The sequence below is a fragment of the Micromonospora chaiyaphumensis genome (genome assembly GCF_900091435.1).
Classification (GTDB): domain Bacteria; phylum Actinomycetota; class Actinomycetes; order Mycobacteriales; family Micromonosporaceae; genus Micromonospora; species Micromonospora chaiyaphumensis.
The window spans coordinates 1181537-1193486 of the sequence record NZ_FMCS01000001.1; the positions used below are offsets into that span (position 1 = coordinate 1181537).

9 protein-coding genes are annotated in these 11950 nt (G+C 73.1%); 5 read left to right on the forward strand and 4 right to left on the reverse strand.

Translation table 11 applies throughout. The features are described 5' to 3' along the window. The first annotated feature begins 141 nt into the window (after positions 1 to 141). Positions 142 to 1563 (forward strand): RNA-guided endonuclease InsQ/TnpB family protein, encoded by a 1422-nt coding sequence (locus GA0070214_RS05505; RefSeq protein ID WP_279615640.1) that lies wholly within the window; start codon positions 142 to 144, stop codon positions 1561 to 1563. Positions 1564 to 1634: 71 nt separating this feature from the next. Next, positions 1635 to 2984, forward strand: a complete 1350-nt coding sequence (locus GA0070214_RS05510) for a MurL-like N-terminal domain-containing (RefSeq protein WP_091259633.1) — start codon at positions 1635 to 1637, stop codon at positions 2982 to 2984. A gap of 12 nt (positions 2985 to 2996) precedes the next feature. Here GA0070214_RS05510 and GA0070214_RS05515 read toward each other — a convergent pair whose 3' ends face one another. Further along, positions 2997 to 4901: a PucR family transcriptional regulator gene (locus GA0070214_RS05515; RefSeq protein ID WP_446686028.1), complete on the reverse strand. Its 1905-nt coding sequence runs from the start codon at positions 4899 to 4901 to the stop codon at positions 2997 to 2999. Positions 4902 to 5013: 112 nt separating this feature from the next. Here GA0070214_RS05515 and GA0070214_RS05520 point away from each other — a divergent pair, with 112 nt between their 5' ends. Then, positions 5014 to 6291, forward strand: a complete 1278-nt coding sequence (locus tag GA0070214_RS05520) for a serine hydrolase domain-containing protein (protein WP_091259636.1) — start codon at positions 5014 to 5016, stop codon at positions 6289 to 6291. Between the two features lie 58 nt (positions 6292 to 6349). Here the strand turns inward: GA0070214_RS05520 and argG are convergent, their stop codons facing one another. Further along, a complete protein-coding gene (gene argG, locus GA0070214_RS05525) occupies positions 6350 to 7801 on the reverse strand; it encodes an argininosuccinate synthase (protein WP_091259638.1) in 1452 nt (483 codons plus the stop codon). 77 nt (positions 7802 to 7878) lie between these two features. Then, a complete protein-coding gene (locus tag GA0070214_RS05530) occupies positions 7879 to 8700 on the reverse strand; it encodes a TrmH family RNA methyltransferase (RefSeq protein ID WP_091259640.1) in 822 nt (273 codons plus the stop codon). 110 nt (positions 8701 to 8810) lie between these two features. Between GA0070214_RS05530 and GA0070214_RS05535 the strand changes: the two genes are divergently transcribed. Then, complete coding sequence (locus GA0070214_RS05535) at positions 8811 to 10649, forward strand: thiamine pyrophosphate-requiring protein (RefSeq protein WP_091259642.1); 1839 nt, start codon at positions 8811 to 8813, stop codon at positions 10647 to 10649. A 4-nt stretch (positions 10650 to 10653) separates the two neighbouring features. Here the strand turns inward: GA0070214_RS05535 and GA0070214_RS05540 are convergent, their stop codons facing one another. Continuing rightward, positions 10654 to 11211, reverse strand: coding sequence for a dihydrofolate reductase family protein (locus GA0070214_RS05540; RefSeq protein ID WP_091259645.1), 558 nt, complete (start codon positions 11209 to 11211; stop codon positions 10654 to 10656). Between the two features lie 131 nt (positions 11212 to 11342). On the opposite strand from GA0070214_RS05540, the gene GA0070214_RS05545 reads away from it, so the two are divergent. Then, a complete protein-coding gene (locus GA0070214_RS05545; RefSeq protein ID WP_091259647.1) occupies positions 11343 to 11945 on the forward strand; it encodes a dTMP kinase in 603 nt (200 codons plus the stop codon). The last annotated feature ends 5 nt before the right edge of the window (positions 11946 to 11950 follow it).

Consider the following 11950-nt stretch of genomic DNA (forward strand, 5'->3'; position numbering starts at 1 on the left):
TAAGGTTCACGGGCGTTCGAACGCCTGGGCGCCCGCTGTTGCCCCTCCTGGCACCGGCCGTTCGTCAGGGCCGGAAATTCCCGCCCCATCCTGCCGCGACGCGGACTGTTGTGTCGTAGGTGGCAGGCATGCTGTGGGGCTGTGGGTAGGTTTACCGCGTTCCGGTTCACAGCTGACCCGTCACCGTCGCAGGTGATGGTGTTGGTCCGTCATACGGGGGCGGCTCGGTTCGCGTTCAACCAGTGCCTGGCTCTGGTGAAGGACGCCCTGGATGCGAGGCACCGGGGCGGGTCGGTGGTAGTGCCGTGGTCGGGTTTCGACCTGATCAACGCGTTCAACTCGTGGAAGGTCTCGGCGCAGGCGGGCCGCCGCTTTGTAGTCGACTCGGCGGGTTCGGCCGAGATCGCGGCGACGGGATTGTCGTGGCGCGCACAGGTGTGTCAGCAGGTGTGTGAGGAAGCCGCTGTCGACCTGGGCCGCGCCCTGACCGCCTGGGCCGACTCGCGATCGGGGAAGCGGCCGGGTCGTCGAGTGGGGTTCCCGACATTCAAACGCAAGAGCCGCACCCAGCCGTCGTTCCGGATCCGCTGCAAGACCAAGGCGGGTCGGGCGAGCATCCGGGTGGGGGATCCGATGGCGGGTCCTCGGAGTATCTGTCTGCCGCGGATCGGAGTCCTGAGGGTACGGGAGGACACCCGCCGACTACGGCGGATGATTCGCATGGGCCGAGCCCACATCCGGTATGCCACCGTCTCCTGCCGCGCCGGCCGATGGACCGTCACCGTGACGGTGGAGGCGGCGGACCTGCATCCCGCCCGCCAGCACCCGCCACGCCCTGACGCAGACGACGGTGGTTGGGTAGGCATCGACCGCGGCCTCGCTGCCCTCGTGGTGGCCGCCGACACCACCGGCCGACAGCGGCTGCGCGTCACTGATCCACCGCGCCCGCTGCGGGCCGCCCTGCCTCGGCTACGGCGGCTATCCCGCCAGGTCACCCGCAAACAGCGAGGCTCCCGCAATCGGGCCGAGGCTGTCACCCGGCTAGCTCGTGCCCACCATCGTGTCGCGCATGTGCGTCGCCACTTTCTGCACAAGGTCGCCAACCAGCTGGTCAAGACCCACGACCGGCTGGCTCTGGAAGACCTGTACACCGCCGGTCTGCTACGCAACCGGCGTCTGGCCGCCGCCATCTCCGATGCGGGTTGGGCTGACCTCGCCCGCATCATCGGCTACAAACAACGTTGGCGGGGCGGGCAGGCCATCCGGGCACCCCGCTGGTACCCGTCCACCAGAATGTGCAGTGCCTGCCGCATCATCGGCCCCGCCCTACCCCTGTCTGTGCGCGTCTTCCGCTGCGACGAGTGCGGGCATACGGCGGACCGCGACGTCAACGCAGCGGTCAACCTCGCCGTCTGGGCCGAGCAACACCATGCCCAGACCCGGGACCCCGAAGCACGAGGCCCGGTCACCAACGCCTCCCGAGGGACCGGCTCTGTCCAGCGCCCACGCGCCGGTGCAACCAGCCCTGACGACGGAGGAACCCACCGCCACGGACACCCGTGACGGCAGGGACGCCCGAGAAGGGCGGTGTCTCATGACCCAACGGACTTTTGAGACACGCTGTAGTATGGCGTGTGCCTAACGAGCAGCTGCGGCGGATGGACGCCTTCACCTTCCCGTCCTACTCGATCGACTTCGCCACCGGCGAGGTGTTGTTCGACTACGCCCTGACCGGCCCCGACGGCGAGCAGCGGTTCACCGAGGTGGTCACCCTGCCACTGCCGGCCGAGCCGGTGTCCGACGAGACCGCGGCCACCCTCGCCCGGGTCCTCGAACTGCTGCACGTGGTCGCCGGCGTCAGCTACTACAAGACCGCCGCACCGCCCCGGCTCGTGCTGCCGGCGCCGCTGGGCGCGGCCGCCGCCGACCTCGTCACCGCCGTCTACACCAAGGGCCTCGCCGAGTACGCCTATCGCAACCAGTTGCCGCACGTGCTGGAGCTGCGGCCGGAGGTGCCGGCCGGCGAGGTCTCCCCGCCCCGGGTCTACGACGACTCGGACCGCCGGCCGCTGTCGGCCGTGGGTGGCGGCAAGGACTCGATCGTCACGCTGGAGGCGCTGCGCCGGGCCGGCTTCGACCCGGTGCCCTTCTCGGTCAACCCGAACCACGTCATCGTCTCGGTCAACGAGGCGTCCGACCTGGTGCCGCTGGCCGCCCGCCGGCGCATCGACCCGGTGCTGTTCGACCTCAACGCGGCCGGCGCGCGGAACGGCCACATCCCGGTCACCGCGATCAACTCGCTGATCGCGGTCGCCACGGCCGTGCTGCACGGCCTCGGGCCGGTGGTGATGTCCAACGAGCGCTCGGCGTCCGACCCCAACCTGGTCTGGCAGGGCCACGAGATCAACCACCAGTGGTCCAAGGGCGTCGAGGCGGAGGGGCTGCTGCGTGCCGCGCTGGCCGAGCACGCCGGGCTCACCGAGCCGTACTTCTCGCTGCTGCGGTCGCTGTCCGAGCTGCACATCGCCCGGCTCTTCGCCGAGACCGACCGGTACGACGCCGTGGTGACGAGCTGCAACGCCGCGTTCAAGCTGCGCGACGCGAGCGAGCGCTGGTGCCGCGACTGCCCGAAGTGCCGGTTCGTCTTCCTGGCCATGGCCCCGTTCATGTCCCGGGAGCGGATCACCGCGATCTTCGGCGGTGACCTGCTGGCCGACGCGTCCCAGATCCCCGGCTACCGGGAGCTGCTCGGCGTCGACGGGCACAAGCCGTTCGAGTGCGTCGGCGAGGTGGAGGAGTCGGTGGTCGCGCTGAGCCTGCTCGCCGAGCAGGAGCAGTGGCGCGACGCCCCGGTGGTCCGCGCCCTGGTCGACGCGGTCCCGGCGACGGCCTGGTCGACCGCCGCCACCTCCGACGTCTTCACCCCCGGCGGCCCGACCTACGTCCCGGCCCCCTACGCCAAGGCCCTCACGGCCCTGACCTGACCACCTGAGCCGTCAGGGGGTGCGGACGGCGTCCAGCGCCAGCAGGGCCACATGGAGCGAAAGGCATTGGTCCACCGAGTCGAGGTCGACGTCGAGGATGCGGCCGATGCGGGCCAGCCGCTCGTAGAAGGCCGGCCGGGACAGGTGGGCGGCGGCGGCCGCCGCGGACTTGTTGCGGCCCTGCTCCAGGTACGCCCGGAGGGTGCCGAGCAGTTGCTCTCTCGGGTGCTGCGCGTCGTACGCCAGCAGCCCGCCGAGTTCCCGCTCGACGAAGGTCTGCAGGCGCGGCTCGTCCCGGAGCAGGTGCAGCAGGCCGGCCAGCCCGACGTGCGGCAGCCGGAAGTAGGGCAGGTCGCGCCGGTCCCGGCGGGCCGCCTCGGCGATCTGCCGCGCCTCCACGAGCGAGCGGCGCGCCTCCCGCAGGCTCCCCACCCCGGAACCGGCCGCCACGATCACGGCCGGGCCGGCCGGGCGCGGGCGGGACGCCGGATCGGCGGCGCGTACGGCACCGACCGCCACCGTCCGGGCGGCCGGGTCGGCGGGGCGGGCGGACCGGGGCGCCGGCGGGCGGGCCGGGTCGGCGTCGAGGCGTACCCGGCGCAGCGCGGCGGCGAACGCGGCGAGTGCCTTCTCCTCGGCCGCCGGGTCGGGCAGGGCCAGCAGCGCGCCGACCGCCTGGTCGTCCACGGCGCTGGTCAGCGCGGTGAGCTTGGCCTCGCGCAGCGCCTGGCCGACGGCCTCGGCGAGGTCGCGCAGCCGGGCCGGACCGGCCTCCGGGCCGGCGTCGGGGCCCGGGCCGCCGCTCTCGGCCGGGTCGTCGGCGCGGTGCCGGACCACCACGCCGACCAGGTGGCGGCGGTCCAGGGTGACGCCGAGCGCCTTGGCCCGCAGCGCCACCTCGTCCACCGGGCGGGAGTGGTCGATCAGGGCGGTGAGCAGGGTGCGGTGGATCTGCCGTTCCAGGCCCTCGGCGTCGCGCCGGATCAACCGGCCCAGGGCGAGGGTGGAGGCGGCCCGCTCGATGAGGATGGTGAGCCGGGTGGGCGGGGTGGCGCCGGTCCCGGGGCTCCGATGCGGTGACGGCCCGCCGTCGGCCGGGTTGCCGTCGGTGCGGTCGGCCGCCGCGGCGGTCTCCACCGGATCCGGGTGCGCCTCGCCCTGCGTCGGGGCGGGGCCGCGGGTGGTCAGCTCGGCGACGGCCGGCCAGCGCAGCAGCAGCCGTCCCCAGTCCTGGCCCCGGGCGCCCACGGTGGTCACGAGCCAGCCGCTGTCCGGGTCGTACGCGGTGCGCCCGGCCGGCCGGATCCGCCGGGAGTGCTGCTCCCAGCCGTCCAGCAGCAGTTCGGCGCTCTCCCCCGCCGGGTCGTACGCGAGCACCTGCCGGGACAGGTTCTCCAGCACCACCGGGCAGCCGGCCAGCTCGGCGGCCTGCCGGACCACCTCGGCCGGCTCGGCGCCCTCCACGGACAGCTCGGTGAACCGCTGGTGGATCTCCTCGGTGGCGCGCAGCTCGGTGAGCTGGGCGTCGACGATCAGCGCGTGCACCGCCTCGGTGATCCGCACGAAGGGGGTGGCCCGGCGCAGCTCGACCAGGGGCAGCCCGCGCCGCTCGGCGGCGGCCGCCATCACGCGGGGCACCCCGCTGACGTAGCGGCGGCCCAGCTCCACCACGAGCCCGGAGACCCCGACGTCGGCCAGGTCGCCGATGAACGCCCGCAGGCCCGCGTCGTCGGCGGGCAGCCCGATCCCGGTGGTGAGCACCAGTTCCCCGCCGCCGAGCAGGGTGGCGATGTCGGGCACCTCGGCCACGTGCACCCAGCGGACCGGCCGGTCCAGGCCCGCGTCCCCGGCGACCAGGCGCGGCGCGCCGTGGCGCACCGGTACCAGGGCGAGCACCTCACGGACGGTAGGGAACACGGGCGACACGCTACCCTGCGTCACCGCCGATTCCGAGCGTGCCGGGCGGTCCCCCGCTCCTCGATCACCTTTAGTAGCGTGCCGGTGATCGTGATCAATCGGAAGGGGAGGCATGGACGGGACGACGGTCAGCCGGCGGGCGTTCGCGAAGCTGGTCACCGCCGCGGGGGCGGGGGCGCTGGGCGCGGGCGCGGTGTCGGCGGCACCGGCGCAGGCCGCGCCGGAGACGTGGACGGCCACCGGCACCGCGGTGAGCGCGCTGAGCGCGTTCGACGACACGATGAAGAGCTTCATGCAGGCCCGGCACATCGACGCCGGCCAGCTCGCGGTCACCTACCAGGGCCGGCTGGTGCTGGCCCGGGGCTACGGCAACAACTCGCCGATGCTCATCCAGCCCACCTCGCCGTTCCGGGTGGCCAGCCTCTCCAAGTCGCTGACCGCGGCGGCGGTGGTCCGGCTCGCCCAGGACGGCAAGCTCAGCCTCGGGGACCCGATCACCAAGTTCCTGGACCTGACCCCGCCGGCCGGGCAGACCGCCGACCCGCGGCTGGCCAAGGTCACGCTGTGGCGGCTGCTCCAGCACACCGGCGGCTGGGACCGGGACCTCACGGCGTTCGACCCGGTGTTCAAGGACCGGATCATCGCCAACGCGCTGGGCGTGCCGATGGAGCTGACCCACGCCGACGTCATCCGGTTCATGTCCGGCCAGCCGCTCATGCACGAGCCCGGCTCGACGGTGTCCTACAGCAACTACGGCTACCTGCTCGCCGGCCGGATCATCGAGAAGGTCAGCGGCCTGCCCTACGAGACGTACGTGAAGCAGAAGCTGCTCGCGCCGCTCGGCATCACGCGGATGGGGCTGGGCTGGACGGTCAGCCGGCATCCCGGCGAGGTCGGCTACCGCTCGCAGTACACCGGCCCGACCGTGCTGGACAACTCCGGCACCGTGGTCGACGCCCCGTACGGCACGTTCAGCATGCGCATCCACGACGCCAACGGCGGCTGGCTCGCCTCGGCGGTCGACCTGGTCCGCTGGGCGACCGCGTTCGACACCGGCAGCCCCGTGCTGAACAGCACCTCGACCGGCCGGGTCTTCGCGGTGCCCAGCCCGACCGGGGTCAACGCCGACGGCTGGTACTACGGCCTCGGCTGGGCGGTCCGCCCGGTCACCGGCGGCACCGGCCGCAACACGTGGCACACCGGCAGCTTCGCCGGGACGTACAGCATCCTGGTGCGCACCTACCACGGGATGAGCTGGGCGGCGGTGTTCAACCAGCGCGACGACGAGTCCGGGCTCAGCTACGCCCCGATCGACTCGGCGCTCTGGACCGCCTCGCGGGCGGTGACCAGCTGGCCGACGCACAACCTCTGGTCGAAGTACTTCGCCTGACCGCGGCGCCGGGGGCGGCAGGGGCCGCCCCCGGCGTCACAGCGGGCCGTCGCGTCGCTCAGTCGACGCCCAGCTCCATGGCGGCGCGATCGAGTGCCTCGTCGTCGACGGAGGAGACGCCCCGGGAGGCGATGGCCTCCGCGCCGCCCTGTGGCATCGCACCGATCAGCCCGGTCGAGGCGGCCTGCGCGGCGCCGACCACCCGCTGGGGAGTCGCGCCGCCGACCATGCCGAGCGAGGCGTACTGCTCCAGCTTCGCCCGCGAGTCGGCGATGTCCAGGTTGCGCATGGTGAGCTGGCCGATCCGGTCCGACGGGCCGAACGCCGAGTCCTCGGTACGCTCCATCGACAGCTTGTCGGGGTGGTAGCTGAACGCCGGGCCGGTGGTGTCCAGGATCGAGTAGTCCTCGCCCCGGCGCAGCCGCAACGTCACCTCGCCGGTGACCGCCGTGCCGACCCAGCGCTGCAACGACTCGCGCAGCATCAGCGCCTGCGGGTCCAGCCAGCGCCCCTCGTACATCAGCCGGCCGAGGCGGCGGCCCTCGTTGTGGTAGTTGGCCAGGGTGTCCTCGTTGTGGATGGCGTTGACCAGCCGTTCGTACGCGGCGTGCAGCAGCGCCATACCGGGCGCCTCATAGATGCCCCGGCTCTTGGCCTCGATGATCCGGTTCTCGATCTGATCCGACATGCCCAGGCCGTGCCGGCCGCCGATGGCGTTGGCCTCCAGCACCAGGTCGACGGGGCTGCCGAACTCCTTGCCGTTGATCGTCACCGGACGGCCCTGCTCGAAGCCGATCGTGACGTCCTCGGTCGGGATCTCCACCGACGGATCCCAGAACCGGACTCCCATGATCGGGTTGACCGTCTCGATACCCGTGTCGAGGTGCTCGAGGGTCTTCGCCTCGTGCGTGGCGCCCCAGATGTTGGCGTCGGTGGAGTATGCCTTCTCGGTGCTGTCCCGGTAGGGCAGGCCACGTTCGAGCAACCACTCCGACATCTCCTTACGCCCACCCAGCTCGGTGACGAAGTCGGTGTCGAGCCACGGCTTGTAGATGCGCAGCTGCGGGTTGGCCAGCAGGCCGTAACGGTAGAACCGCTCGATGTCGTTGCCCTTGAAGGTCGAGCCGTCGCCCCAGATCTGGACGTCGTCGGAGATCATCGCCCGCACCAGCAGGGTCCCGGTCACGGCCCGGCCCAGCGGGGTGGTGTTGAAGTACGCCCGCCCGCCCGAGCGGATGTGGAAGGCCCCGCAGGTCAGCGCCGCCAGGCCCTCCTCGACCAGGGCGGCGCGGCAGTCGACCAGTCGGGCGACCTCGGCGCCGTAGCTGAGCGCGCGACCGGGCACCGAGGCGATGTCGGGCTCGTCGTACTGGCCGATGTCAGCGGTGTAGGCGCACGGAACGGCGCCCTTGTCCCGCATCCACGCGACCGCGACCGAGGTGTCGAGGCCGCCGGAGAACGCGATGCCGACACGTTCGCCGACGGGCAGGGAGGTGAGAACCTTGGACACGAGGAAGATTATTCACCGAGACGCATGGTCATGCAAGCATGACGCTCGCCACCCGGGGCGTCGACCACCCGCAGCGGCTACCCGTTGCCGGGCGGTGCATCGTCGCGACCCAGTTCCCAGAACGCCACGGCGGCTGCGGCGGCCACGTTCAACGAGTCCACTCCGCGCCGCATCGGGATGACCACCCGGATGTCGCTGGCCGACTGGGCCGCGGCGGTGAGGCCGGGACCCTCGGCGCCCAGGAGCAGCGCCGCCCGCTCCCGCTGCGCCCGGGCGAGCCGCTGGATCGGTACGGCGTCCGGAGCGGGCGTCATGGCGAGCACCGTGAAACCCGCCTCGCGCACCTGGTCCAGGCCCGCGGGCCAGCGCTCGAACTTGGCGTACGGCACGGCGAAGACCTCCCCCATGCTGACCCGTACGCTCCGCCGGTACAGCGGGTCGGCGCACGTCGGGGAGAGCAGCACGGCGTCGATGCCGAGGGCGGCGGCGCCCCGGAAGATCGCGCCGAGGTTGGTGTGGTTGTTGACGTCCTCCAGGATCGCCACCCGCCGGGCGGTGGCCAGCACCTCGGCGGCCGACGGCAGCGGCTTGCGGCGGAACGAGGCGAGCACGCCCCGGTGCACGTGGAAGCCGGTGGCCCGCTGGAGCACGTCCGGGGTGGCCGCGTAGACCGGGGTGTCACCCGTGTCGAGGTCGGCGAGCTGGTCCACCCGCTTGGCGTCGACCAGGTACGACCGGGCCGGGTAGCCGGCCCGCAGCGCCCGCCGCAGCACCAGTTCCCCCTCGGCGATGAACAGCCCGTGCGGGGGCTCCCAGCGGGTCCGCAGCTCCACGTCGGTCAGCGCGCGGTAGTCGGCGATCCGGTCGTCGTCGGGGTCGGTGATCTCGTGGACGGGCACCGCACGATTCTGCCTGGTCGGCCCGGCCGGTCCGGCGCGGCCCGGGTTTCCGCCGCTCCGGGCGGGGAACGGAGCCCCGGAAAGCGGACAGCGACGAAGGGATCACCACGATGAGCGCGGACCCCACCGGCGACGGCCGGCTGCCCCGGGACGCCACGGTCGCCGACTACATCGTGGCCCGGCTGGCCGAGTGGGGTGTGCACCGCTACTACGGCTACCCCGGCGACGGCATCAACGGCATGACGTCCGCGCTCCAACGCACCGAAGGCCGCGCCCGGTTCGTCCAGGTCCGGCACGAGGAGACGGCCGGCTTCGCGGCCAGCGCCCACGTCAAGTACGGCGGCGGCCCGCTCGGCTGCGTCGTCGTGACCAGCGGCCCGGGCGCCATCCACGTGCTCAACGGCCTGTACGACGCGAAGCTCGACCACCAGCCGGTGGTGGCCCTGCTCGGGCACACGGCGCTGCCCGCCGAGGGCGGCGGCTACTACCAGGAGGTCGACCTGCTCGCCCTCTACAAGGACGTGGCGTCGGCCTTCCTCGCCCAGCTCGACGACCCGTCGCAGGCGCGGCACCTGGTCGACCGGGCCTGCCGCACCGCCCTGGCCCGGCGTACGGTCACCGCCCTGGTCCTCCCCTCCGACGTGCAGGACGAGCCGGCGGTGCCGGAGCCGCCGTACGCGCACGGCTACTACCACACCAGCGCAGTCCCGAGCAGCATGCCGACCGTGCCGCCGGAGGAGGAGGTGCGCCGGGCGGCCGAGGTGCTGCGTGGCGGCGAGAAGGTCGCCATGCTGGTCGGGCAGGGCGCGCTCGGCGCGGAGGACGAGGTCCGCCGCGTCGCCGACCGGCTCGGGGCCGGGGTGGCCACCGCCCTGCTCGGCTTCACCGCCGTCGACCACCGGGAGCCCTGGGTGACCGGCGCGATCGGCCTGCTGGGCAGCCGCCCGAGCTGGCAGCTCATGCAGGAGTGCGACCGGCTGCTGATCGTGGGCAGCAACATGCCGTACTCGGAGTTCTACCCGCCGCAGGGCAGGGCCCGGGCCGTGCAGATCGACCTGGACGGCAGCCGGATGGGGCTGCGCTACCCGACCGAGGTGAACCTGACCGGTGACGCCGCACCGACCCTGCGGGCGCTGCTGCGCGAGCTGGGCACCGGGCCGGTGCCGACCGCCTGGCGAGCCACCCTGGCCGACGCCACGAGCAAGTGGCGGCGGTCCCAGCGGGAGGTGGCCGAGCAGCCGGCCAACCCGGTGAACCCCCAGCTCCTCTTCGCCACGCTCGACGACGCCCTGCCGGACGACGCCATGCTGGCGGTGGACTGCGGCACGGCCACCGCCTGGTACGCCCGCCACGTCCGGGTCCGCCCCGGCATGCTGGCCAGCCTCTCCGGCACGCTGCTCTCGATGGGCGGGGCCATGCCGTACGCCCTCGCCGCGAAGTTCGCCCACCCGGACCGCCCGCTGATCGCGCTGATCGGAGACGGCGCCATGCAGATGAACGGGGTCAACGAGCTGATCACCGTGTCGAAGTACTGGCGGGAGTGGGCCGACCCGCGGTTCGTGGTGCTGGTGCTCAACAACCGCGACCTGTCCTTCGTGAGCTGGGAGCAGCGCTCCGGCGAGGGGACCCCGATGTTCCCGGCGAGCCAGGACCTGCCGGACGTGGCGTACCACCGGTGGGCGGAGGTGCTGGGCCTCGGCGGCGTGCTGGTCGACTCGCCCGACCAGGTGCCGGACCTGTGGCGGCGGGCGCTGAGCGCCGACCGGCCGGTGGTGGTGAACGCGGTCGTCGACCCGGCGGAGCTCATGCTGCCGCCGCACTTCACCGCCGAGCAGGCCCGCAAGACGGCCGCCGCGGTGCTGCGCGGGGACAGTGACCGCACGGAGATCCTCCGGCGAGGGCTGCCCTCGGTCCTCGCCACGTACCGGCCCCGCCGCCGCGGCCGGTGAGGCGTCACGCCCGCTCGTAGCTCAGCAGCACCGACCGGCCGTCGAAGCCCCGGGTCCCGGTCAGCCGCAGGCCGAGGCGGTCCTTGCCGGGAAAGACCGGCGTGCCGCCGCCCAGCACCACGGGGTGCACCACCACCTGGTACTCGTCGATCAGCCCCAGCTCGGTCAGCGCCGCCGCCGCGCCGGAGCCGCCCGTGAGCAGCAGGTCCCTGCCCGGCTGCGCCTTCAGCTCGGCGACCTCGGCGGCCAGGTCGCGGCCGATCACCCGGGCGCCGTACTCGGCGCTCTCCAGCGTGCGGGAGATGACGATCTTCGGGGTGCGGGCCCAGATGGGGGCGAACTCCAGGTCGTGCTGGTCCTGGGACATCTGCTCCGCGCGCGGCCAGTACCAGGACATCAACCCCCACACCTTGCGGCCGTAGAGGAAGGCGTCGGCCCGGTCGGTCAGCTCGATGGAGTACGCGGACAGCTCCGGCCCCATTTCCGCCCAGTCGAACTCCCCGTTCGGCCCCTCGATGAAGCCGTCGACCGACTGGTGCACCCAGTAGACGAGCTTGCGCATGGTGTCCTCCGCTTCCGGCGGCGCCCCCGGCGGGCGCGCTCACCGGTGGGTCGGAGCCGGCCGACCGGATCCGACAGCCGGCGCGGACTTTTCTCAGGGAGATTTGCCCGGGGCGGCTACCGTCCGAACTCGTGGCCCGCTCCGTGATGATCGCCCTCGTCGGTGTCGACGGCTCCGGCAAGAGCACCCAGGCGCGGGCGCTCGCCCGCCGGTTGACGGACCGGGGCGTCCCGGCGGCCTACTTCGAGAACGCCGGTGGCCGGCCGCTGTGGAACGGGCTGGCCCGGGCACTCGGCCGGCCGGACGGGGTGGCGCTGTTCGGCCGTACCCTCTATCCGGCGCTGGAGGCGACGGTGCGCGCGCTGGCGATGGCCCGCACCGTGCTGGTGGCGCGGCTGACCGGGCGCACCGCGGTGCTGGACCGGTGGACCTGGTGCCAGGACGTGATCATGACCGCCCGCGGCGACCGGGGGCGGCGCGCGGTCCGGGCCGCGTACGCGATCTTCCCGCGTCCCACCGTGGTCTGCTTCCTGGCCACCGCGCCCGAGGTCGCGCAGCAGCGGGTGGCCGCCCGGGGCATCGACACCGAGGAACTGGCCCACCTGCGCGCGCTGGACGCCGCCTACCGCGCGCTGCCCGAGTTTCCGTCGTTCGTGGTGCTCGACGGCGACGCGACCCCCGACGAGGTGGCCGCCGCCCTCGACCGGGCGGTGTCACCCCTGGTAACGGGGTGACACCG